At 66.4% G+C, this 22,162-nt stretch carries 18 protein-coding genes; 5 read left to right on the forward strand and 13 right to left on the reverse strand.

Features of this window, described 5'->3' with window-relative positions:
* Nucleotides 1–17 precede the first annotated feature (17 nt).
* The gene (locus RCAP_RS08520; protein WP_013067443.1) at nucleotides 18–1,874 is read right to left on the reverse strand and encodes an ABC-F family ATP-binding cassette domain-containing protein; all 1,857 of its coding nucleotides are present in this window, start codon (nucleotides 1,872–1,874) and stop codon (nucleotides 18–20) included.
* Nucleotides 1,875–2,082: 208 nt separating this feature from the next.
* On the opposite strand from RCAP_RS08520, the gene ndk reads away from it, so the two are divergent.
* Nucleotides 2,083–2,505, forward strand: coding sequence for a nucleoside-diphosphate kinase (gene ndk, locus RCAP_RS08525; protein WP_013067444.1), 423 nt, complete (start codon nucleotides 2,083–2,085; stop codon nucleotides 2,503–2,505).
* A 23-nt stretch (nucleotides 2,506–2,528) separates the two neighbouring features.
* Here ndk and RCAP_RS08530 read toward each other — a convergent pair whose 3' ends face one another.
* The 4 genes from RCAP_RS08530 to RCAP_RS08545 form a co-directional block, all read right to left on the reverse strand.
* Nucleotides 2,529–2,876: a TfoX/Sxy family DNA transformation protein gene (locus RCAP_RS08530; RefSeq protein WP_013067445.1), complete on the reverse strand. Its 348-nt coding sequence runs from the start codon at nucleotides 2,874–2,876 to the stop codon at nucleotides 2,529–2,531.
* 108 nt (nucleotides 2,877–2,984) lie between these two features.
* A complete protein-coding gene (locus RCAP_RS19585; protein ID WP_157834363.1) occupies nucleotides 2,985–3,140 on the reverse strand; it encodes a hypothetical protein in 156 nt (51 codons plus the stop codon).
* 218 nt (nucleotides 3,141–3,358) lie between these two features.
* On the reverse strand, nucleotides 3,359–3,865 hold the full coding sequence (locus tag RCAP_RS08540) for an RrF2 family transcriptional regulator (protein ID WP_013067446.1): 507 nt from the start codon (nucleotides 3,863–3,865) through the stop codon (nucleotides 3,359–3,361).
* Between the two features lie 226 nt (nucleotides 3,866–4,091).
* Nucleotides 4,092–5,141 carry a cytochrome-c peroxidase gene (locus tag RCAP_RS08545; protein ID WP_013067447.1) on the reverse strand — a complete coding sequence of 350 codons (1,050 nt, stop codon included), beginning with the start codon at nucleotides 5,139–5,141 and terminating at the stop codon, nucleotides 4,092–4,094.
* A 168-nt stretch (nucleotides 5,142–5,309) separates the two neighbouring features.
* Between RCAP_RS08545 and speB the strand changes: the two genes are divergently transcribed.
* Nucleotides 5,310–6,287 carry an agmatinase gene (gene speB / locus RCAP_RS08550; protein ID WP_013067448.1) on the forward strand — a complete coding sequence of 326 codons (978 nt, stop codon included), beginning with the start codon at nucleotides 5,310–5,312 and terminating at the stop codon, nucleotides 6,285–6,287.
* Nucleotides 6,288–6,374: 87 nt separating this feature from the next.
* The gene (locus tag RCAP_RS08555) at nucleotides 6,375–7,409 is read left to right on the forward strand and encodes a DUF475 domain-containing protein (RefSeq protein ID WP_013067449.1); all 1,035 of its coding nucleotides are present in this window, start codon (nucleotides 6,375–6,377) and stop codon (nucleotides 7,407–7,409) included.
* A gap of 59 nt (nucleotides 7,410–7,468) precedes the next feature.
* Here RCAP_RS08555 and RCAP_RS08560 read toward each other — a convergent pair whose 3' ends face one another.
* From RCAP_RS08560 to ubiT, 7 genes are all read right to left on the reverse strand, one after another.
* Complete coding sequence (locus tag RCAP_RS08560) at nucleotides 7,469–9,529, reverse strand: methyl-accepting chemotaxis protein (protein WP_013067450.1); 2,061 nt, start codon at nucleotides 9,527–9,529, stop codon at nucleotides 7,469–7,471.
* Nucleotides 9,530–9,606: 77 nt separating this feature from the next.
* Nucleotides 9,607–10,614: a dihydroorotate dehydrogenase-like protein gene (locus tag RCAP_RS08565; RefSeq protein ID WP_013067451.1), complete on the reverse strand. Its 1,008-nt coding sequence runs from the start codon at nucleotides 10,612–10,614 to the stop codon at nucleotides 9,607–9,609.
* A gap of 10 nt (nucleotides 10,615–10,624) precedes the next feature.
* Nucleotides 10,625–14,254, reverse strand: coding sequence for a pyruvate:ferredoxin (flavodoxin) oxidoreductase (gene nifJ, locus RCAP_RS08570; RefSeq protein ID WP_013067452.1), 3,630 nt, complete (start codon nucleotides 14,252–14,254; stop codon nucleotides 10,625–10,627).
* Entirely contained in the window at nucleotides 14,247–15,890 is a 1,644-nt protein-coding gene (locus RCAP_RS08575) for an NAD(P)-binding protein (protein WP_013067453.1), read from the reverse strand. Before RCAP_RS08575 ends, nifJ begins: the two co-directional genes overlap by 8 nt.
* 314 nt (nucleotides 15,891–16,204) lie before the next feature.
* On the reverse strand, nucleotides 16,205–17,137 hold the full coding sequence (gene ubiV / locus RCAP_RS08580) for a ubiquinone anaerobic biosynthesis protein UbiV (RefSeq protein WP_050759975.1): 933 nt from the start codon (nucleotides 17,135–17,137) through the stop codon (nucleotides 16,205–16,207).
* A gap of 16 nt (nucleotides 17,138–17,153) precedes the next feature.
* Nucleotides 17,154–18,131, reverse strand: a complete 978-nt coding sequence (ubiU, locus tag RCAP_RS08585) for a ubiquinone anaerobic biosynthesis protein UbiU (RefSeq protein ID WP_031321196.1) — start codon at nucleotides 18,129–18,131, stop codon at nucleotides 17,154–17,156.
* Nucleotides 18,131–18,679 (reverse strand): ubiquinone anaerobic biosynthesis accessory factor UbiT, encoded by a 549-nt coding sequence (gene ubiT, locus RCAP_RS08590; RefSeq protein ID WP_013067456.1) that lies wholly within the window; start codon nucleotides 18,677–18,679, stop codon nucleotides 18,131–18,133. Before ubiT ends, ubiU begins: the two co-directional genes overlap by 1 nt.
* A gap of 138 nt (nucleotides 18,680–18,817) precedes the next feature.
* Here ubiT and RCAP_RS08595 point away from each other — a divergent pair, with 138 nt between their 5' ends.
* Both RCAP_RS08595 and RCAP_RS08600 read left to right on the forward strand, forming a co-directional pair.
* Nucleotides 18,818–20,329 (forward strand): UbiD family decarboxylase, encoded by a 1,512-nt coding sequence (locus tag RCAP_RS08595; protein ID WP_013067457.1) that lies wholly within the window; start codon nucleotides 18,818–18,820, stop codon nucleotides 20,327–20,329.
* Complete coding sequence (locus tag RCAP_RS08600) at nucleotides 20,326–20,895, forward strand: UbiX family flavin prenyltransferase (protein WP_013067458.1); 570 nt, start codon at nucleotides 20,326–20,328, stop codon at nucleotides 20,893–20,895. The genes RCAP_RS08595 and RCAP_RS08600 overlap by 4 nt, the downstream gene beginning before the upstream one ends.
* On the opposite strand, the gene RCAP_RS08605 is transcribed toward RCAP_RS08600, so the two are convergent.
* Complete coding sequence (locus RCAP_RS08605; RefSeq protein ID WP_013067459.1) at nucleotides 20,871–22,070, reverse strand: NnrS family protein; 1,200 nt, start codon at nucleotides 22,068–22,070, stop codon at nucleotides 20,871–20,873. The genes RCAP_RS08600 and RCAP_RS08605 overlap by 25 nt on opposite strands.
* Between the last annotated feature and the right edge of the window lie 92 nt (nucleotides 22,071–22,162).

Below are 22,162 nucleotides of genomic sequence, written 5' to 3' on the forward strand. Positions count from 1 at the left end.
GCCTTCGGGCCGTGCCCTCAGCCCGCCATTGCGGTTTCCAGCGCTTCCAGCGCCGCCATCCAGAGCTCCTCGGCCCGCGCCATCGCTTCGCGGGCTTCGGCGTGCTTGAGCATCCATTTCTCGCGCTCGGCGGCACGGGCAGCCTCGTAAAGGGTAGGATCGGCGAGTTTCTCGTCAAGCTTCGCCAGCATCTCGGCCAGCTTTTCGACCCGCTCCTCGCATTTGCGCGCCTCGGCGCGCAGCGCCAGAATCCGCTCGCGCGAGGGGGGGGCGGCCTTCTTTTCCACCGCTTTCGGCGCGGGGCGGTCCTCGGGATCGCCCGCCAGCAATTCGGCCCGGTAGGCCTCCAGATCGGCGGCATAGGGCGCCACCGCACCGCCCTTGACCAGCCAGAGCCGGTCGGCGACGAGCGACAAAAGATGCATGTCGTGGCTGACCAGGATCACCGCGCCCGAATAGGCGGTCAGCGCCTCGACCAAAGCCTCGCGGCTTTCGATGTCCAGGTGGTTCGTCGGCTCGTCAAGGATCAGCAGATGCGGCGCGTCCAAAGTGGCCAGAAGCAGCGAGAGCCGCGCCTTCTGCCCGCCCGAGAGCTTGCCCACCGCGGTTTCCGCCTGATCGGCCAGAAGCCCGAAGCCCGCCAGCCGCGCGCGCAGCTTCGATTGATGCTCCTCGGGGCGCAGGCGCTGCAAGTGCAAAAGCGGCGTCGCGGTCAGGTCCAGCTCGTCGACCTGATGCTGGGCGAAATAGCCGATCCGCAGTTTCGAGGACCGGGCAATCCGCCCCTCGCAGGTCTCGAGCTTGCCCGCCAGAAGCTTCGACAGCGTCGATTTCCCCTCGCCGTTGCGGCCCAGAAGCGCGATCCGGTCATCCTGATCGATGCGCAAATTCAGTCGCCGCAGGATCGGCTTGTCGCCATAGCCCACCGCCGCCCCATCCAGCGTGATGATCGGCGGAGAAAGCTGTTCGGGCACCGGGAAGCTGAAGACCTGTTTCGCCGCCTCCTCGGGGGCGGTGATCGGCTCCATCTTTTCCAGCATCTTGACGCGGGCCTGCGCCTGCGCGGCCTTTGTCGCCTTGGCCTTGAAGCGATCGACGAAGCTTTGCAGATGCGCCCGCCGCGCCTCCTGCTTTTTCGCCGCTGCCGCCAGATTGGCCCGCGCCGCCGCGCGTTGACGGGCGAACTGGTCATAGGGCCCGTTCCACAGCGTCAGCTTGCGGTTTTCCAGATGCAGGATCGCGCCCACGGCCGGGTTCAGCAAATCGCGGTCATGGCTGATGATGAGGACCGTATGCGGGTAGCGGGCCAGATATTGTTCCAGCCACAAAGCCCCTTCCAGGTCGAGATAGTTCGTCGGCTCGTCCAGAAGCAAGAGATCGGGTTGGGCAAACAGCACCCCCGCCAGCGCCACGCGCATCCGCCAGCCGCCCGAGAAATCCGAACAGGGGCGGCGCTGCGCCTCGGCGTCAAAGCCAAGCCCGCGCAGGATCGCCGAGGCCCGGCCCTCGGCCGACCAGGCGTCGATATCGGCCAGCCGGGTCTGGATCTCGGCAATCCGCCCCGGATCGGTCGCGGTCTGCGCCTCGGCCAGCAAATCGGCGCGTTCGGTATCGGCGGCCAGAACGGTGTCGATCAGGCTCGTGGCAGAGGAGGGCACCTCCTGCGCGACGCCGCCGATGCGGGCGTGCTGGGGCAGGCCGATCTCGCCCGATTCGAGCGCAAGCTCGCCCCGGATCAGCCGGAACAGCGTGGTTTTCCCCGCGCCATTGGCGCCGACAAGGCCGACCTTGTGTCCGGTGGGGATGCGGGCCGAGGCTGCGTCGAACAGCGGGCGGCCCTCGATGGCATAGGTGATGGCGTCAAGCGTGAGCATGGTCCGGCTCTGCCCCAGCCGAGGGGCCGCGTCAATGGCGCGGGCGCGGGGCAGGGGCAATCCTTTCGGGACAGCGTTGCGCATTTGTCGCATTTCCTGCCCAAAACGGCAGTTGCCCGGGGGTTTTCAACATCCCTGCCGCATGATAGCAGGCGCCAGACGCTTTTCTGACCGGCTTGCCGGTCCCCAACCAAAGAGGCTTCCCCTCATGGCCATCGAACGCACGCTTTCGATCATCAAACCCGACGCGACGCGCCGCAACCTCACCGGCAAGATCAATGCCAAATTCGAGGAAGCGGGCCTGCGCATCGTCGCGCAAAAACGCATCAAGCTGAGCCTGGAACAGGCCGGCAAATTCTACGAAGTGCACAAGGAACGCCCCTTCTATGGCGAGCTGTGCGAATTCATGGCGTCCGAGCCGGTCGTCGTGCAAGTGCTCGAAGGCGAAGGCGCGATCGCCAAGAACCGCGAAGTGATGGGCGCCACCAACCCGGCCAACGCCGTCGATGGCACCATCCGCAAGGAATTCGCCCTCTCGGTCGGCGAAAACTCGGTCCACGGCTCGGATGCGCCGGAAACCGCCGCGGTCGAAATCGCCTTCTTCTTCTCGGGCCTCGAACTGGTCGGCTGATCGGCCGCAGTCCCGGCCTGCGGCTAGCGCCGAAGGCCGACGCCAATTTCGTCAAGGGCCGCCTCGATCCCGGGGTGGCCCTTTTCCTTGCCCTGCGTCCGCGCCTTCATCGCATCGAAGCGGAGGCGCAGCGCGTCCTTTTCGGCGCCGCGGCAATCGTTCCAGGGGCGGCCCTGCAGCGCCATCACCAAAGCATAATAGCCGATGAAATGCGGCGGGTTGCCCGCGCGCAGCCAGGCTTCATAGGCCGCATCGGCGCCCATGGCGCGCAGCGCCTCGGCGCTGGCGATGCCCGCGCGGGTGAAACCCTCGGCGGTGGCGGGGCCGATGCCCGCAATGTCGGTGAGGGGAGAGGGAAGGGGGGACTGCATGGGACGCTCCGGATCAGAAGAAGTCTCTCCGATCAAGAGCCGTCCCGCAAGTCTGCGCGGCCTTTGGCCTGCGCGGCGGAGCCGGTCAGCGGCCCCGGTCCGAGGGCCTCAGATCGAGGCCCAGTCGGTGATCGTCTTGCCGGCCTGCACGGGTTTTTCCGCGTGGCCCTGCTGCTGCACCGAAGCTTTCGCCTCGACCTGTTGACGGTGCACGCCTTCCTGCTGGTCGGAAGACACCATTCCCATTTGTTGCGTCTGTTGCATCTCGGGCCTCGCTTTGTCGCCTTGCCCCGTCATGGGGCGCCTCAATTGCGGCGACACTATGACGCAGCTAAACAGGCCCGCGCGAAAGTTCAACTCACGATGAAAGGAGCGTTAGCGTTACCCGAAACGGCCGGGCGGAAAATGGCCGACCCCGCAGGCGCAAACCCTGCGGGGCCGTGAGAAATCCGTTGATTTCGAAACATTTCCGTGAGGAGCGGTCAGACGTCCAGATCCGCCGTCAGCGTCGCGCGGGCCCGCGGCCCCGCCCCGCAGATGCCGATCCGCGGCGCCCCGGGCAGGCGCAGAAGATGCTCCAATGCGTCGTTGTCGCGCACCAGATCGCCCACGGAATGGCGGTCCATCGCGGTGTAAAAGGCCTCGAGCGCCGCCTCGATCGCATCGCGGAAACGGCAGGCATCGCACAGCGGACAGGTGTTGTTGTCGCCGTCCAGACATTCGACGAAGGGCAGCACGGCTTCGAAGGTGCGCAACACCTCGCCGACGCCGATCTGATCCATCGGACGCGCCAGCCGCAACCCGCCCGAGCGCCCGCGCTGCGTTTCGATGAAGCCGCGCTGCGCCAGCGTGTTCACCACCTGCGCCAGGTGGTTTTCCGAGGCGTTGCAGGCCTCGGCGATTTCGTGCTTGCGCACGATCCTGTCGCCGTTCACGGCGCAGAACATCAGGGTGCGCATTGCCAGGTTGGTCCGAGTCGTCAGTCGCATGCTGGCTCCAGGGGTTGCCGAAAACGGAATAAGGCATGTCACAGATATTGTTTTGACATATGTCAGGATTTCGCGGCGATTGACAGTGCAACGGTGTCCTTGCGGCAATATGTCTGCAAGGTATTCCTTTTGCGGCAAGTCCTTGCGGGGGACGATCGGGGCGGCGCCAAAAGAACAGGCGCGAGGAAGAACCCCGCGCCCTTTGTGCCGCAAATTTGCGCAGAGCTCAGTTCATGTGCTCGGGCCGGGGCGTCTGGGCGCTGCGCACCGGCAGGATCGGATGCACCACCTCGGGCTGCTCGCCGGTCAGCGTGCCAAGGAAGGCGGTGATCTGATCGACCTGCGTGTCGTCAAGCGTCGCGCCCAGCTGCGAATTCGCCATCACCGACACCGCCTCGCGCAGATCCCAGACCTTGCCGGAGTGGAAATAGGGCGCGGTCAGCGCGATGTTGCGCAAGGGCCCGGCGCGGAAGACATATTCGTCATCCGCCGTCGCGGTGACCGCAAAGCGGCCCTTGTCGCCCGCGGGCAGCACCTCGGCGCCGGGTTTTTCCACCACGCCGAAGGGGTAATAGCCGTTGCCGCCGATGTTGATACCGTTGTGGCAAGCCGCGCAGCCGGTGTCGATGAACAGCTTCAGCCCGGCCTTTTCATCCGCGCTCATCGCGCCATCGGCGCCCATCAGCCATTGGTCGAATTTCGAATTCGGCGTGATCAGCGTGGCCTCGAAGGCCTCGACCGCCAGCGCGAAATTGTCGAAGCTGATCGGGTCCTTCTGCCCCGGGAAGGCCTTGGCGAAGGCCTCGACATAGCCCGGCATCGATTGCACCGTCGCCACCAGATTTTCGGGGGTGTTGTTCATCTCGACGCCCGCCTGCACCGGACCCTTGGCCTGCGCCGCCAGATCCGGGGCGCGGCCGTCCCAGAATTGTGCCACGTTGAAGACGGCGTTCAGCGCGGTGGGCGCATTGCGCGGCCCCTTCTGCCAGCCGTGCCCGATCGAGGTTTCCAGCCCGTCCACCCCGCCAAGCCCGACGTTGTGGCAGGACTGACACGAGAACACGCCCGATTTCGACATCCGCGGATCAAAGAACAGCATCGCCCCCAGATCGATCTTGTCGCGGGTGACGGTGTTGTTGTCGGCCAGCTGCGGCGCCTGCATCGGGATCACTTCAAAGAGGCCCTTGGCCTCTTCGCGCAGCGCGGCATCCTCGGCAAGGGCGGGGGCGGCAAGCAGCGTGGCCACGGCCAACAGGCTGATCTGAGTGCGTTTCATCGGGTCCCTCCGGGTCTTTTTGAATATGGAATACTTCTAAACAGGCGGGCGGGCAGCGGTCTTGATCTGCGTCAAGTTAGAATAAGTCCAGATGTGGCGGGGTGACGCAGGTTTTGGTTGACACCTCAAGTCTATCAAGGCGCAATGCGATGAAAAGGGGGCATGTTCATGGCACTGGAAGACGCGAAAAATCAGATAGATATGGCCTTCACGCGGGAAGATCCGCGCGGTCTGGCCTTCGAGAACGCCTTTGCGGGCGCGACCTCGTTTCTGCGGCGGCGCTACACCAAGGACCTGACCGGCATCGATCTTGCAGTGACCGGGGTGCCCTTCGACCAGGCCGTCACCCATCGGCCGGGCACCCGCTTCGGGCCGCGGGCCATCCGCGAAGCCTCGACGCTGCAGGCCTTCGACGCGCCCTATGGCTGGGGCTTCGATCCGTTCAGCGAGCTGGCGATAGCCGATTACGGCGATCTGGCCTTCGACTATGCCCATACGGCCAGCTTTCCCGACCGGGTGACCGATCACATCGCAGGCATTCTGGCGCAGGGCGCGGGGGTGATCACGCTGGGGGGCGATCACTTCATCACCCTGCCGATCCTGCGCGCCTTTGCCGCCCATCACGGCCCCGTCGCGCTGGTCCATTTCGACGCCCATTCCGACAGCTGGGCTGATGACGACATGAGCCGGATCGACCACGGCACCTTCCTGTACAAGGCGCTGAAACTGGGCTTCGTCGCCCCCGAGACCACGGTTTCCGTCGGCATCCGCACCGACAACCCCGACACCTGCGGCGTGACCATTCTGGATGCGCCCTTCGTGCATCAGGCGGGCGTCGCCGAAACCGTGGCGCGGATCCGCGCGGTGGCGGGCGACCGGCCGACCTACATCAGCTTCGACATCGACGGCCTCGATCCGGCCTTTGCCCCGGGCACGGGCACGCCGGTCTGGGGCGGTCTGGCCAGCTGGCAGGCGGCGGCGATCCTGCGCGGGCTGGCCGGGATCAATCTGGTCGGCGGCGATGTCGTCGAGGTCTCGCCGCCCTATGACCCCACCGGCGCCACCGCGATTGCGGGCGCCCATGTCGCCACGGAGTTGATCGCGCTTTACGGTTTCACACGCCGCAAGGGCGCCAACGCATCGTGACGCAGCCCGAGGGGCTTGCACAGTCTCGCCGCTCTGCCTACATCGCGCTCACCACCTCGCGCCCGACGGCGGCAACACGGAGACATCATGCGCAGCACCTTGCAATATTTCAGCTGGGCATTCGGGTTCACCGCGGTTGGCCTTGCCCTGGCGATGTGGCTTGGCTTCACCTATGAGCACACGACCCACGGGGCGCTGTCGTTCTTCTTCGTCGCCTGCGTGCTGGCGGTGCTGGAAATCTCGCTCTCCTTCGACAATGCGATCATCAACGCCAACAAGCTCGGGCAGATGACGCCGGAATGGCAGCGCCGCTTCCTGACCTGGGGGATCCTGATCGCGGTTTTCGGCATGCGGATCCTGTTTCCGCTGCTGATCGTCGTCATCGCCGCGGGCATCGGCCCGATCGAGGCGCTTCGCATCGCCGCGACGCAACCGGCGGAATATTCGCGCATCATCGGCGAGGCGCATCTGTCGATCGCGGCCTTTGGCGGCGCCTTTCTGATGATGGTGGCGCTGAGCTATTTCGTCGATGAAAGCAAGGAAGTGCACTGGTTCGTCGCGCTGGAGAAACGGCTCAGCTCCTGGGCCTCGATCCGCGGCATCGAGGTCGGTTTCCTGCTGGCGATCGTGCTCGCCTTTGCCTGGTGGCTGCCGGTGAAGACCGAGGGCACCTTTCTGGTCGCCGCCTGCACCGGGCTTCTGACCTTCCTTGCCGTCGAGGGGTTGGGGCAGGTGCTCGACAAGGCCTCGCTTTCGGGTGATGTCGCCAAGGGCGGGCTGGGCGCCTTTCTTTACCTTGAGGTGCTCGATGCCTCGTTCAGCTTCGACGGCGTGATCGGCGCCTTCGCGCTGACGCAAAACCTGTTCCTGATCGCCATCGGCCTGGGCATCGGGGCGTTCTACGTGCGCTCGATGACGGTGATGCTGGTCGAACGCCAGGCGCTGAGCGAGTTCCGCTATCTGGAACACGGGGCGTTCTGGTCGATCCTGGTGCTGTCGGTGGCGATGTTCGCCCAGACCCTGATGCATGTGCCGGAATGGGCGACCGGGCTTCTGGGCGTCGTCTTCATCGGGCTGAGCCTGATGTCCTCGCTGCGCTGGCGCCGGTCGAACCCGGCCTGAGGCCGGGGCCCGCGACCAGATCCGACAAAAGGGCCGGTGCAGACCGGCCCTTTGCATTTTTACGAGGCGCGGCGGAAGCTCTGCGCCCCCGCGCCCTCGCCCCCGGTCCGGAACACCGCCCCCTGCGCCGACAGATGCCCGGCCTGATCGCGCAGCACCGCCACCGCGGCCGAGCTTTCTTCGAACATCGCGGCGTTTTGCTGCGTCACCTGATCGAGCTGGTTCACCGCCGAGGAAATCTCGCCCAGGCCCATCGACTGTTCGGCGGCCGAATTGGCGATCGCCTGCACCAGCGTATCGACCTCGGCGACAAGATGATCGATCTCGCCCAGCGCCTGACCCGAGGAATTCACCAGATCGACGCCCTGCCGCACCTGTCGGCCCGAGGTTTCGATCAGCTCCGCAATCTCGCGCGCCGCTTCCGAAGAGCGCTGCGCCAGCGCCCGCACTTCGGAGGCGACAACGGCAAAGCCGCGCCCGGTCTCGCCCGCCCGCGCGGCTTCGACGCCCGCGTTCAGCGCCAGAAGGTTGGTCTGGAAGGCGATGTCGTCGATGACGCTGGTGATGCGCGAGATCTGTTCCGAGCTGCGGGCAATGTCGTTCATCGCCGAAATCGTCTGTTCCACGACGCGCCGCCCCTCGGTCGAGCGCTGCCGCGCCTTGCCGACCGCGCCCGCCGCATTGCGCGCGCCCGAGGACGAGCTTTCCACCGAGGAGGCGAGCTGGTTGATCGCCGCCGCGGTCTCTTCCAGCGAGGCCGCCTGGGTTTCGGTGCGCCGCCCCAGCTCCGCCGAGGCCCCGGACAGGCTTTCGGTCTCGCTCTGGATCGATTGCGCGCTGTCAAGGATCGAGCCGACCAGTTCCGCCATCCGGCCGATCGCCTCGTTGTAATTCTGGCGCAGGGTCTCGAATTCCGCCGCCATCGGCCGGTCAAGCCGGTGGTCAAGTTCGCCCGCGCTCATCGCGGCGATCGCCTGCTGGAATTCGAAGATCGCCGCCTTGCGCGCGGTGATGTCGGTGGCGAATTTCACCACCTTGTAGGGCTTGCCCTCGGCGTCGAGGATCGGGTTGTAGCTGGCCTGGATCCAGACCTCCTGCCCGGATTTGCCGATGCGGCGGAACTCGCCCACCTGCGGCTGTCCGGCGCGCAGATCGGCCCAGAAGCTGCGATAGGCGGCGCTGTCGCGGTCTTCGGGGCTGAGGAAGGTGGAATGGTGCTTGCCGATCACTTCCGGCAGGCCGTAGCCCAGAGCCCGCAAAAAGATGTCGTTCGCGGTCAGGGTGTTGCCGTTCATGTCGAATTCGATCGTCGCCTGCGAGCGGTTCAGCGCGGTGATCTGCCCGGCCTGATCGAGGGCGATGGTCTTGTCCGCCGTCACGTCATAGGCGAATTTCACGATGCCGGTCAGCTTTCCGTCCAGCCCGAAGAGCGGGTTGTAGGTGGCGCGCAGCCAGATTTCGCGGCCGTTCTTGCCGATGCGCAGGAATTCGCCCTCGACCAGCTGGCCCGCGCGCAGGGTGTTCCAGAACTGAGCATAATCGGGCAGATCGGCCTTGCCCGCGGGCATGAACATGCGGTGTGACTTGCCGATCACCTCCGCCTCGGCGTAGCCGGTGACCTTCAGGAAATTCTCGTTCACCTCGGTCACCGTGCCGTCCAGACTGAATTCGATCACCGCGGCCGAGCGGCAGATGGCCTGCATCATCGCCTCCATCCGCTTGGCTTTTTGGGTTTTTTCGGTGACATCGGCGGCAAAGTTCACCACCTGCGTGACCTTGCCCGCGCTGTCGCGGACCGGCACATAGGTCGCCTCGATCCAGACGGTGTCGCCGTTCTTGCGCAGCCGCGCCGCGGTGACGCGCTGCACCTGGCCCGCGCGCAGACCGTCCCAGAACGGGCCCTTGCCGATGCGCGCGGCATCTTCGGGCGGCATCACCACGGCGATGGATTTCCCGGACAATTCCGCGGGCGCATAGCCCATCAGCGCGCTGTAGACCGGATTTGCCTGCTCGATCTTGCCGGTCATGTCGAAGATGACCACCGCCAGCGCGGTTTCGACGGCGGTTTTCTCTGCTTTTTCAAGGACAGTCTCGACAGTGGACTTCGAGCGGAACAGCATGATGACTCCAGTGCGGCAAAACGGCGAGGCCACTTTAGGCGCCGGGTCTTGCCGTCACGTTAATCCGCGCGTCAATTTCACGCTTTCTTGCCGTCCCTGGCCCAGCTTTGCATCACTTTGATGTAATTCGCCCGCTCGTAGCCCTCGGGATCCTCGATCGCGCCATGCGCCAGCATCCCCCGCACCGCGCCCAGATGGTTCACCCCCCGCGCCGTCAGCCAGTCTTCAAGCCCGCGCACCAGCACCTCCATATGCCCCGGCCCGTGCCGCAAAAGCGCCGAGGTGCTCATCACCACATCCGCCCCGGCCAGAAGATAGCGCACCACATCCTCGGCGCTTTCGACCCCGGTCGAGGCCGCAAGCGAACCGCCCAGCCGCCCCGACAACACGCCCACCCACAACAGCGGCAGCCGCATCTCGTAGCGCGTCGACAGCTGCAGCGCCGGGGTGACGCTCAGCCCGACCGGGTCGATCTCGGGCTGATAGAAGCGGTTGAACAGCACGACCCCCTTTGCCCCCGCTGCAACGATGCGCTTGGCCATATGCGCGGGCGACGAAAAATAGGGCCCGATCTTCACCGCCACCGGGATCTTCACCGTCTCGCAGACCGCGCGCACCACATCGAGCGTGCGCCGCTCCACATCCGAGCCCGAGACATTCGGGTCGGTGGGCAGGAAATAGACGTTCAGCTCGATCGCGGCGGCGCCCGCCTCCTCCATGTCATGCGCGGTGTCGGTCCAGCCGGTGTCGGTGGTGCCGTTGATCGAGGCGATGACCGGCACGCTCAGCGCGGTTGCCGCCCGTTCCACCAGCCCGAGCGTGTTCGAGCTTTCAAAGGCAAAGGCCGCCTGAGCCGGAAAATAGCTCAAGGCCTCGCCGTAGCTTTCGGTGCCATGCTCGACAAGCTGGTCAAGGATGCGCTGCTCGTGCCAGATCTGCTCCTCGAAAACCGAGGGCAGCACCACCGCGCCCGCGCCACAATCGGCCAGCTGCCGGAGCACATCCAGCCGCGCATTCATCGGGCTGGCCGAGGCGACGACGGGGCTTTGCAGATCAAGGCCCAGATAGCGGGTTTTCAAGTCCATTCCGGGATCCTCACATCTTGCCGGCCGCGCCGAGGGCCCGGGCCGGGTCCGGTCCTGCATCCATACGTGCAAAGTCCTCGTAACTGCGATATTTTTCAAGCACCGCCTGTTGCGCGTCGTTAAGCAAGGCCGCCGCCTCCTCGGGTCGGGTGGCGGCCAGCGCGGAATAGCGCAGCTCGTTATAGGCATAGTCCTTGAAGGGCAGGGTCGGGCGCGGACTGTCGAGCCGGAACGGCGCCTCTCCTGTGCCGCGCAGCTGCGGGTCGTAGCGCAGAAGCGGCCAGTAGCCCGAGGCGACGGCGCGGTCTTGCTGGTCAAGCCCGCGGCGGATGTCGAAGCCATGCGCGATGCAATGGCTGTAGGCCAGGATGAGGGACGGGCCGTCATAGGCCTCGGCCTCGCGGAAGGCCTGCAGGGTCTGTTGCGGATTGGCCCCCATCGCCACCTGCGCGACATAGACATTGCCGTAGGCGACGGCCTGCAGCGCCAGATCCTTGCGCGCGGTACGCTTGCCCGCGGCGGCGAATTTCGCAATCGCGCCAAGGGGGGTGGCCTTCGAAGCCTGGCCGCCGGTGTTCGAATAGACCTCGGTATCCATCACAAGGATATTCACGTTGCGCCCGGAGGCCAGAACGTGATCAAGCCCGCCATAGCCGATGTCATAGGCCCAGCCATCGCCGCCGACGATCCAGATCGAACGCCGCACCAGATGGTCGATCACGCTCATCAGATGTTGCGCCCGCGGCGCGTCGCGATGTGCTAGCAACCGGGTCTTCAGCGTCGCCACCCGCTCGCGCTGCGCCCGGATCTCGCTTTCGCGGATCTGCGGCGCCGACAGGATCGCCGCCACCAGATCCTCGCCGACCTCGGGGGCCATGTCCGCGGCCAGATTGCGCGCCAGGTCCAGATGCTTGTCGGCCGCGAGCCGGAAGCCCAGACCGAATTCGGCGTTATCTTCGAAGAGCGAATTCGCCCAGGCCGGGCCGCGGCCTTCGCAGTTCTTCGTCCAGGGCGTCACCGGCAGGTTGCCCGAATAGATCGAGGAACAGCCGGTCGCATTCGCGATCATCAGCCGGTCGCCGAAAAGCTGGCTCAGCAGCTTGACGTAAGGGGTTTCCCCGCAACCCGCGCAGGCGCCCGAAAACTCGAACAGCGGTTCCAGGAATTGCACGCCGCGGACATTGGCGAAATCGACGCGGGCGCGGTCGTTCACCGGCAGATGCGCGAAAAAGCCCATCGCCTGCCGCGCCTCTTCCAGCAGCCCCGCCTTGTCGGTCAGGTTCAGCGCCTTGACGCCCGGCTCGACCGGGCTTTGCGCCGGGCAGGCCTCGATACACAATCCGCAGCCGGTGCAATCCTCGACATGGAATTGCAGGCTGAACCGCGCGCCCGGATAGCCGCGGGCATTGACCGGGGCGGATTTGAACACCTCGGGCGCGCCTTCCAGCAGGTCCTCGTCGAAATATTTCGCCCGGATGACCGAATGCGGGCACACGAAGCTGCATTGGCCGCACTGGATGCACAGGTCGCTGCGCCAAGCCGGAACCTCGTCGGCGACATTCCGTTTTTCCCAGGCCGCGGTGCCGGTCGGGAAGGTGCCGTCCGCGGGCAAAAGGCTGACCGGGATCTCGTCGCCGCGGTCCTCCATCATCAGCGCGGTGACGCGGCGCACGAATTCGGGCGCGGTGGGCGGCACGGCGGGCGGGCGCTCGAAGCCTGAGGTGACGGCGCCTGGGACTTTCACCTCATGCAGCCGTTCCAGCGCGCCATCGACGGCGGCCCAGTTCTGTTCGATCACCCTTTTGCCCTTGCGGCCATAGGTTTTCTTGATCGCGGCCTTGATCTGCGCGATCGCCTCCTCGCGCGGCAGCACGCCCGAAAGCGCAAAGAAACAGGTCTGCAGGATGGTGTTCGTCCGCCGCCCCAGCCCCACCTCGCGCGCGGCCTTGTTGGCGTCGATGACGTAAAGCTTCAGCCCCTTCGTCAAGATCGTCTGCTGCGCCGACCTTGGCAGGCGGTCCCAGATCCTGTCGGGTCCGAAGGGCGCGTTCAAAAGCACCGTCGCGCCCGGCGCCGCGACGCGCAGGATGTCGATTTTCGACAGGAAGGGGAACTGGTGGCAGGCAACGAAATTCGCCTGATGGATCAGATAGGGCGCCTTGATCGGCCGCGGGCCGAAGCGCAGATGCGACACCGTCTGCGCCCCCGACTTGTGGCTGTCATAGACGAAATAGCCCTGCGCCGAAAGCCCGGCCTCCTCGGCCAGGATCTTGACCGAATTCTTGTTGGCGCCCACCGTCCCATCGGCGCCAAGGCCGAAAAAGACCGCGCGGACAACATCTTCGGGCTCGGTGTGAAAGTCCGGATCGACGCTCAGGCTGGTGAAGCTGACATCATCGGTGATGCCCACGGTGAAGCCCTGTTTCGGCGCGTCTTTCGCCAGCTCGTCGTAAACCGCCTTCACCTGCGCCGGGTCGAAATCCTTGGACGACAGCCCGTAACGCCCGCCGGTGATGCGCGGCAGGGTGGCGCGCGTGCCGGTCGCCACCGCCTCGCACAGCGTCGCCACGACATCAAGGAACAAGGGCTCCCCCGGCGCACCGGGTTCCTTGCAGCGGTCGAGCACGGCCAGCTTCGTGCAGGTCGCGGGCAGGGCGGCCAGAAACGCCGCGGCCGGGAAGGGGCGGTACAGCCGCACGATCAGCGCGCCCAGTTTCGCGCCCCGCGCATTCAGGGCCGTCAAAGCCTCTTCGACCACCTCGGCGCTCGAGCCCATGATCACGATCACCCGTTCGGCCTCGGGGTCGCCCAGATAATCGACCAGGCCATAGCGCCGCCCGGTCAGGGCGCCCAGCCGCGCCATTTCCGCGGCGACGATCGCGGGCACGGCGGCGTGGAACGGGTTGCCCGCCTCGCGGCCCTGAAAGAACACGTCGGGGTTTTGCGCCGTGCCGCGCACCACCGGATTGTCGGGCGACAGCGCCCGGGCCCGATGGGCGCGCACCAGATCATCGTCGATCATCGCGCGGATCGTGTCATCGGGGATCAGCCGCAGCGTGTTGACCTCGTGGCTGGTGCGGAAACCGTCGAAGAAATGCACAAAGGGCACGCGGGCGCGCAAAGTCGCCGCCTGCGCGATCAGCGCCATGTCATGCGCCTCCTGCACCGAGGCCGAGGCCAGCATCGCAAAGCCCGTCGATCGCACCGCCATCACGTCGGAATGATCGCCAAAGATCGAGAGCGCATGCGTGGCCAGCGCCCGGGCCGCGACATGAAAGACCGTGGGCGTCAGTTCGCCCGCGATCTTGAACATGTTCGGGATCATCAGCATCAAGCCTTGCGAGGCGGTGAAGGTCGTCGTCATCGCGCCCGCCTGCAGCGCGCCATGCACCGCGCCCGCGGCGCCCGCCTCGGATTGCATTTCCTGAATCACGGGGACATTGCCCCAGATGTTCGTCACCCCGCGCGCCGCCCATTCGTCGGCCAGCTCCGCCATCGTGGAGGAGGGCGTGATCGGATAGATGCCGCAGACCTCGTTCACCCGATAGGCGACATGGGCCCCGGCGGTGTTGCCATCCATCACCGCGCGCAGGCCGGTTTCGGTCGCGGCCTTGGGCGTTTCGGCCAGACTGTCACGCATGAGAGGTCTCCTCGGGCATCAGCTCCATCGCGCCGCAGGGGCATTGCGCAACGCAGCTGGCGCAGCCGGTGCATTTCGTCAGCTCGATGCGATAGCCGCGGCCGGGGCCGTGCTTGACGATCGCCTGTTCCGGGCAGGCGGCAAAGCAGTTGTCGCATTCATAGCACTGGCCGCAGGAATAGCAGCGTTGCGCCTCGTAGCGGGCTTCTCTCGTGGTCAGCCCCTTGATGATTTCCTGAAAGCCGCCCAGTCGTGCGGCCTCGGCCAGCCGCCGCTCGGCGCTTTGCAGCGCATCGGCATAGACCGGCAGGTTGAGCCGGGAAAATCCGGCCAGAGGGGCAGGGGGTTCGGGCCGATGCGCGCCGCCCGAAAGCCAGGCGTCGATGTGGCGCGCGGCCAGCTTGCCATGCCCGGTCGAGATCGTCACCGATTGTTGCGCAGGCACCATGTCGCCGCCCGCGAAAATCCCCGCAGCGCCGGTCTGCATGTCGGGGCCGATCACCACCGCGCCATCGGGGGTGAAGGCAAGCCCCGGCACCGCCTGCAGAAATCCGCTGTCCGATTGCTGCCCCACGGCCAGCACCAGCGCATCCGCCGAAAGCGTCTCGATCTCGCCCGTCGGCTGCGGGCGGCCCTCGCTGTCCAGTTCCATCCGCTCGATCTGCAGATCGGAGCCCGAGATTTCCTTGATCGTCGAAAGCCAGCGGATCTTCACGCCCTCTTCCAGCGCCTCATCGGCTTCAAACCCATGCGCGGGCATGTGGTCGCGGTCGCGCCGGTAGACGATGATGGTTTCGGTGGCCCCCAGACGCTTGGCCGTGCGCGCGGCATCCATCGCGGTGTTGCCGCCGCCATAGATGACGACGCGCCGCCCCAGCATCGGCGGCGCGGCCGAGGAAGTGTCGCGCAGAAGCTTCACCGCATCCAGCACCCGGGCGGCATCGCGCGCGGGGATCTCGACGCGCTTGCCCATCCCGGCACCGATCGCCAGAAAGACCGCGTCAAAGCCGCCCGCGGTCTTTTCCGCCATCAGGTCCGTGACCTTGTGGTTGAGCGTGATCCTGACGCCGAGCGCTTCGATCCGCGCCACATCGGCGGCCAGCTCCGCCCGCGGCATCCGATAGGCGGGAATGCCGAAATGCATCATCCCGCCCGCGACCGGCCCGGCCTCGCGGATCTCGACCTCATGGCCGATGCGGGCGAGGTGATAAGCGGCCGAAAGCCCCGCAGGCCCCGCGCCGACGATCAGCACGCGCTTGCCCGTGGCGTCGCGCAGCCGGTGAAAGGCCCAGCCCTCGCGCGTGGCCATGTCGCCCAGGAACCGCTCGACCGCGTGGATCGACAGCGCGCTGTCCACCTCGGCCCGGTTGCAGCCGGTCTCGCAGGGGTGATAGCAGACGCGGCCATGCACGGCGGGCATCGGATTGTCTTCGGTGAGTTTCTCCCAGGCCTGGCGGTAGCGGCCGTCCTGTGCCAGCGACAGCCAGGCGCGGATGTTTTCCCCCGCCGGACAGGCGGCCTGACAGGGCGGGGTCAGGGTGACATAGGCGGGATGCTGGCTGCGCACCGGCCCCGTGCTGCCCCGCGAACCGCTTGGAACGATCAAGGGCGTCAAATCCCGCAGCCGCGTGCTCATGGTCTTCTCCGGTGGTGGTGTCCCGACCGGGAAAGCCTAGCGCGCCTGTGCAAAGCTGTGCATGACTTGGATCATTTCGAAGAAGATGTGCACGGCTGAGGAGGGGGAGAAAATGGTCGGTTCGGGCGGATCAGGAAAAGCACTGCTTTTCCCCGCCCGTGTCGCGACAGCGTTGCAAAGACCGCATCCCCAAGCGCGCGAGAGGCCAGCGCCCAGCCCCGGCGGCGCGAAAGCGCCGCCATGGGCGGGGCGGGCGCTGGCCGAGGGCCTTTGGGGCCCCCGGCGGTCAGGGGGATCTGTTGCGCATGGCCGCGTCAGCGCCGCGGCCAAGACAGGCTTGGGCGGTCAGGCCGAAATCGGTGCTGCCAGTCCGAGCCCGAAGGCCCGTCGAAGAAGCCATCGGCAAAGCGGCCGCCGGGCGCCTCGGGCAGAAGTTTCGCCACCAGATCGGCGGGCGAGACCTTGCCTGCCAGACGATCCGCATAGCCCTGGCAGAGCCCGTTGAAATCGCCCGTCTGCGGCGAAAGCCGCAGCGCCGACACCCCCGCCTCGGCCAAAGCCTCGGTGTAATAGGCGGCGCAGCCCGTCGCGGCCGAGAGCGTCTGCACCCCGTTCACCGAGAGGAACGCCTGACCGTCAAGCGTGTCGACCTCGCGCCCGTCGAGATCGGCGCCGCAGATGAACTGGCAATTGTCCTTGGCCCGGTCATGCAGCCGCGCATGATAGCAGCGTGCCGACATCGCCAAGGGCAGCCGCCCATGGCCCCAGACCTCGACCGCCACGCCCGCCTCCTTGCCCGCCTTGCACAGGGCCGCGATCGACTTCAAGGGCAGCTCCGGCGGCAGACAGATCCGCGTCGCCCCGCGCCGCGCCAGATAGGCAAGCGTGCCCTCGTTATAGACGTTCACCAAGGGGCCAACCCAGAAGGGCGTGCCCTCGGGGAGGTTCTTCAACGCGGTGATGTCATTGATTTCGACCGGCAAACCCATGTCGAACAGGTCTTTCGTCTTCGCGCGTTCGCGGTTGAGCGTGATCAGGCCCAGCGTGGACAGCGCCACTTCCTTGCCCGCATCCTTCAGCGTCGAGACGATCAGCGGGATGTCATGTTCCCAAAACGGCAGCCGTTTCGAGCAGACCACCTCGCCCACCACGACGCGCGCCACCGGCGCCGCGCGCAGACGTTCGTAAAAGCCCCGCGTCGCATCGGTGGTCCAGAAAAACAGGTTGGCACCAACCGTGAGGTCCATCGTCATCTTCAAATCCTCAACGCCAGGTCTTCGCATAGGCCCCGGCCGTGGCCTGCTGGCCCTCGGTCAGGCGGGCCAGTTCGGCCAGGGGCAGATCGCGGCCCTCGGCCAGAGCATCGGTCGCGGCGCGGAAGGCGCGCACGACCTCGGCCACATAGGCGCGGGACCGCTGCCGCCCCTCGATCTTCAGCGCCGTCACCCCCGCCTTGGCCAGCGCCGGGATCAGGTGGCGGGCGTCAAGGCTCACCGGATCTTCGAAGACATGGCCGGTCTGTTCGCCCGAGGTGAAGCAGCCCTTGCAAAGCGTCGGATAGGGCGCGGGCTGGTCCTTGGGGGTGCGGTGGATGGTGAACCCGCCCAGCTTCGCCGCCAGATCCGGGCCTTCCTCGGCATAGACGACATGGCTTGCCGGGGAACAGACGCCGTTCATGTTCGGCGACAGGCCCGTGGCATAGGAGGAGAGCGCGCAGCGCCCCTCGGCCATCACGCAAAGACCGCCGAAAACAAAGGCTTCCGTCTCGACGTTGATTTCCTTGTTGATCGCGGCGATCTCCTGCACCGTCAGCACGCGCGGCAGGACAACCCGTTTCACGTCAAAGGTTTCGGCGTAGAAGTTGATCGCATCGGGGTTCGAGGCCGCCGCCTGCACCGACAGATGCCGACGCAGCTTCGGGTGGTGCGTCGCGGCATAGTCCAAAAGCCCGATATCGGCGAGGATCACCGCATCGACGCCCGCGGCTTCGGCATCGGCCAGCCGCTGATGCCACAGCTTTTCCGCGCCCGCGCGCGGGAAGGTGTTGAGCGCCACCAGCACCTTGGCGCCGCGCTTGTGGGCCCCGGCCACGGCGGCGGTCAGTTCCTCGGTCGAGAAGTTCAGCCCCGGGAAATTGCGCGCGTTCGTCTCGTCCGAGAACCCGCAATAGACGGCATGCGCCCCCGCCTCGACCGCGGCGCGCAGGGCGGCCGGGGTGCCCGCGGGGCAAACAAGTTCCATCATGTCCAGTCTCCTGCCAGCGTATCGACGCGGTGCAGCACCACGCCCGAGCCCTTTTCGGCGAGGCTCACCGCCTGTTGAACGAAGGGTTTCAGCGGGCCTGCCATCTCGGCCAGTTCGGCGGCAAGGTCAAGCTCCGCATCGTCGATCGCATTGCGCAGCGCGACCACGGCCGAGGTGTCGCCCTCGACCACCAGATCGCGCGAAAAGAACAGCGCATCGCCATCATAGGCGCCATGCATCATGCCCAGAAACGCCGCGATCGGCCCGGCAATCCGCGCCTCGGCCATCGGCGGGCGGCGATGCGCGCTGACTTTCACGCCCCCCGCGCGCAGATCCAGAAGCAGCAGAAAGGGCAGATCGGTCGGGTCCAGCAGGAAGCGGCATTCGCGATAGTGCCCCAGCCGGGCGAAGAGCCCGGGGTGGCGTGTGGCAATCCGTCGCGCCAGCATCGACAGCGTCACCGAGAGCGGTGCCAGCGGCAGGGGCCGCATCGCCCGTCCCATCAAGCTGGGCAGGCGGGGAATCGTCTGGTCATGGTCGGACATGGCGCTCCTTTCGTCGGGCGGATGGCCCCTCCGCTAGATGGGCTGCTTTAACGCGGCTCACAATGCGGCAACTTGATCAATATCAAACCTCTCTTTAACCGGGGATGCTAGCGGACCCAAGACCTTCCGGAGGACCCCATGCGCAGCCTGCCCGTTTTCACCGATCTGCGGTCCTTTCTTGACTGGACGAAATCGAAGGGCGATCTGCGCGCGATCCCCGAGCCCGTCGCGACCGATCTGCAGATGTCCGCCGTGCACCGCGCGGTCCTGGAACAAGGCGGGCCGGTGCTTCGGTTTGATGCGCCGGTGCTGCCCTCGGGGGCGCGGTCGGCGATTCCGGTGGTGACCAATCTTTTCGGCACCACCGACCGGGTGGCGGCGGGGCTGGGGCTGCGGCTCGATCAGGTGCCGGAACTCGGGCAGTTTCTGGCCGATCTGAAATCCCCCGCCCCGGTCGAGGGGATGCGCGATGCCTTCAGCCGCCTGCCGATGCTGAAGGCGGCGCTCTCGACGCGGGTCAATGTCTCGAAGAAAGGCCCGGTGCAGGATGTGGTACTGGAGCCGGGCAAGGGTCTGAACCTTGAGGACGTGCCGGTGCAGAAGCTTTGGCCCGGCGATGGCGGGCGGCTCTTCACCTGGCCTGTCGTGATCACGCGGCCCCATGGCACGGCGGCCGATGCGGTGATGAGCTACAATCTGGGCATCTATCGCGCCCAGCTGCATGGGCCGGAAAGCATCATCATGCGCTGGCTGGCGCATCGCGGCGGGGCGGCGCATCACCGGACCTGGCTTGCCGCGGGGCAGCCGATGCCGGTCGCCATGGTTCTGGGCGCCGATCCGGCGACGCTGCTCTCCGCCGCGCTGCCCCTGCCCGAACAGGTCTCGGAACTGACCTTCTCGGGCGTGCTGCGCGGCGCCCGCAGCCATCTGGTGCCCGCGAAAACCGTGCCGCTGATGGTGCCTGCCGAGGCCGAAATGGTGATCGAGGGCTGGATTCACCCGAATGACACCGCGCCCGAGGGCCCCTTTGGCGATCACACCGGCTATTACAACTCGGTCGAGCCTTTCCCGGTGCTGCGCGTCTCGGCGCTGACCCATCGCAAGGACCCGATTTACCTCTCGACCTATACCGGCCGCCCGCCGGACGAGCCCGCGATCATCGGCGAGGTGTTCAACCAGCTCGCCATGCCGGTCTTCCGCCAGCAGATCCCGGAGATCCGCGATCTCTTCCTGCCGCCCGCCGCCTGTTCCTATCGCATCGCGGTGGTGCAGATCGCCAAGCGCTACCCCGGTCAGGCGAAGCGGGTGATGATGGCGCTTTGGGGGATGCTCGCCCAGTTCAGCTATACGAAGATGATCATCGTCGTCGATGAAGACATCGACCCGCGCAACTGGGATGACATCGCCTGGGCGATGGCGACGCGGATGGATCCGGCGCGCGATACCGTCATTCTGGACCGCACGCCGATGGATTATCTTGACTTCGCCTCGCCCCTCGAAGGGCTGGCGGGCAAGATCGGCATCGATGCGACGAACAAGATCGGCACGGAAACCACGCGCGAATGGGGCACGGTGATGAAGATGCGCCCCGAGGATACGGCCTTCGCCGAGACGCTGCTGAAGCGCCATTTCCCCGGCGGTGTGAAATGAGTGCCCGCGTTGTCTTGGGCGTTTCCGGTGCCTCCGGCGCGCTTTTGGCGCTCGCCGTGGCCGAGGCGCTGGTCAGGGTCGGGGCGGACATCGATCTGGTGGTGTCGTCCGCCGCGAAGCTGACCTTTGCGACCGAGGCCGACATGGGCGCGCTCGAGCGGCTGCAGGGGATGGCGGCGCATCACCATGCGATCGGCAATGTCGGTGCGGCGATTGCGTCCGGCTCATGCCCCGTCGCGGGGATGATCGTCGCGCCCTGTTCGATGCGCTCGCTTGCCGCCGTTGCCCATGGGCTGGATGACAATCTGCTGACGCGCGCGGCCTCGGTGCAGCTGAAGGAACGCCGTCCCTTGATCCTGCTCGCGCGGGAAGCGCCGCTGACGCTGGCGCATCTGCGCAACATGACGGCGGTGACGGAAATGGGCGGCATCATCCTGCCGCCCGTGCCTGCCTTTTATCTGAAACCCCAGACCGCCGAGGAGATCGCGACGCAGATCGGGGCAAGGGCCGTCGATCTGCTCCGCCTCGGTCCGGCGCAGGCTCAGGCCTGGTCGCCTTCGCCCTGAACCGGGATCTTCGGGCCGTGGCCCAAGGGCCGCGCCCCCGGCGTGCCGGGTTGCAGCTTTTCGCCGCTCAGCGCGGGCCAGAGCCCCGCCAGCATCGCCGCATACCCCGCCACGAAAAGACCGGCCGAGGCGATCAGCCCGATCTGCATTTCGCCAAAGGCGCGCAGCAAGGTCGCCGCGATCAGCAACAGCCCCGCGGCCTTGAGCGGCGCCGTCGCCACCGACCGGCGCCCCGATTGCCCAAGGCTCATCTTGATCATCACCGCCGAGGACAGCCCCGCGACGGCGCCGATCGCCAGCAGATGCACGGCGCCCGGATAGATCTCCATCGCCATCACCCCGGCCATGCCCATCGCATAAAGCCCGGTGCCAAGGCACAGAAAGCCGATGTGAAAGCCCGAGAGCAGCGCATCATGCTTGAAGGCCCAGCCATTGCGAAAGCCCATGGCGCGGAACAGGTTCGTCGCCCCGGCGAGCACCAGCACGGCACCAAAGGCGCGTGGCGGCAGGAAGGCCGCAGGCACGCAAAAGGCGGTGAAGATCGGCCCCCAGGTGTCCAGCCCGCTTGGCCGCGGCAGCGCGGTCTCGCCCTTGTGCACCATGGCGTTGCGGGTCAGCCCCGCGGTCAGCTTGCCGCCAAAGGCCGCGTTCATCGTGGCACAGGCCATCAGCCCCGCCATCGCGCCCTTGGGCGCAAGGCCCGGCGCAACCCCCATCCAGTCCAGATGCATGATCAGGTCGGAGACCCAATGCAACAGGAAGATGCCCAGATAAGAAAGCGTCTCCAGCTTCTTCAGCCGCGCCACGGGCCAGGCCATCTTCGCCATCACCAGAACGCCGAAGCCCAGATCGATCAGCGCAACGACGGGCGCGGGGAGGAAGGCCGAAAAGGCGATCGCCAGCCGCCCGGCCAGCCAGAGCCCGGCCAGCATCGGAAAATAGATCCCCCGCAGCGCTTTCGGCGCCGAGGCGAGGAAGATCCCCGCCAGCACCGCGCCGCCATAGCCGAAGATCATTTCATGCGCATGCCAGTCGACGGGCATCGCGCGGGTGGGCAGCAGATCCCCGGTCAGCCCGGCGGCGATCCAGTGGCCCCAAAGCGCCATCGCCACGATGGCAAAGAGGATCGCGGCAAGATAGAAGGTGCGGTGACCTTCGCGGAAGATGCGGGACATGGGGCCTCCTTGGTCTTTGGCCTTTCCTGCCTGCACCTTTGCGGTTTCGCAAGCCCCCGGGCAGGCGGCACGTTGGCTCACCCGGGTCTTGA

The organism is Rhodobacter capsulatus SB 1003, from assembly GCF_000021865.1.
Lineage (GTDB): Bacteria > Pseudomonadota > Alphaproteobacteria > Rhodobacterales > Rhodobacteraceae > Rhodobacter > Rhodobacter capsulatus_B.

Coding starts and splice junctions, on each gene's coding strand:
- RCAP_RS08545 (WP_013067447.1), bottom strand. CDS start 5,141: ATGAAACGCACTCAGATCAGCCTGTTGGCCGTGGCCACGCTGCTTGCC.
- speB (WP_013067448.1), top strand. CDS start 5,310: ATGGCACTGGAAGACGCGAAAAATCAGATAGATATGGCCTTCACGCGG.
- ndk (WP_013067444.1), top strand. CDS start 2,083: ATGGCCATCGAACGCACGCTTTCGATCATCAAACCCGACGCGACGCGC.
- RCAP_RS08575 (WP_013067453.1), bottom strand. CDS start 15,890: ATGAGCACGCGGCTGCGGGATTTGACGCCCTTGATCGTTCCAAGCGGT.
- RCAP_RS08600 (WP_013067458.1), top strand. CDS start 20,326: ATGAGTGCCCGCGTTGTCTTGGGCGTTTCCGGTGCCTCCGGCGCGCTT.
- ubiT (WP_013067456.1), bottom strand. CDS start 18,679: ATGTCCGACCATGACCAGACGATTCCCCGCCTGCCCAGCTTGATGGGA.
- RCAP_RS08565 (WP_013067451.1), bottom strand. CDS start 10,614: ATGGACTTGAAAACCCGCTATCTGGGCCTTGATCTGCAAAGCCCCGTC.
- RCAP_RS08540 (WP_013067446.1), bottom strand. CDS start 3,865: ATGCGACTGACGACTCGGACCAACCTGGCAATGCGCACCCTGATGTTC.
- ubiV (WP_050759975.1), bottom strand. CDS start 17,137: ATGGACCTCACGGTTGGTGCCAACCTGTTTTTCTGGACCACCGATGCG.
- ubiU (WP_031321196.1), bottom strand. CDS start 18,131: ATGGAACTTGTTTGCCCCGCGGGCACCCCGGCCGCCCTGCGCGCCGCG.
- RCAP_RS19585 (WP_157834363.1), bottom strand. CDS start 3,140: ATGCAACAGACGCAACAAATGGGAATGGTGTCTTCCGACCAGCAGGAA.
- RCAP_RS08520 (WP_013067443.1), bottom strand. CDS start 1,874: ATGCTCACGCTTGACGCCATCACCTATGCCATCGAGGGCCGCCCGCTG.
- RCAP_RS08560 (WP_013067450.1), bottom strand. CDS start 9,529: ATGCTGTTCCGCTCGAAGTCCACTGTCGAGACTGTCCTTGAAAAAGCA.
- RCAP_RS08605 (WP_013067459.1), bottom strand. CDS start 22,070: ATGTCCCGCATCTTCCGCGAAGGTCACCGCACCTTCTATCTTGCCGCG.
- RCAP_RS08595 (WP_013067457.1), top strand. CDS start 18,818: ATGCGCAGCCTGCCCGTTTTCACCGATCTGCGGTCCTTTCTTGACTGG.
- RCAP_RS08530 (WP_013067445.1), bottom strand. CDS start 2,876: ATGCAGTCCCCCCTTCCCTCTCCCCTCACCGACATTGCGGGCATCGGC.
- RCAP_RS08555 (WP_013067449.1), top strand. CDS start 6,375: ATGCGCAGCACCTTGCAATATTTCAGCTGGGCATTCGGGTTCACCGCG.
- nifJ (WP_013067452.1), bottom strand. CDS start 14,254: ATGCGTGACAGTCTGGCCGAAACGCCCAAGGCCGCGACCGAAACCGGC.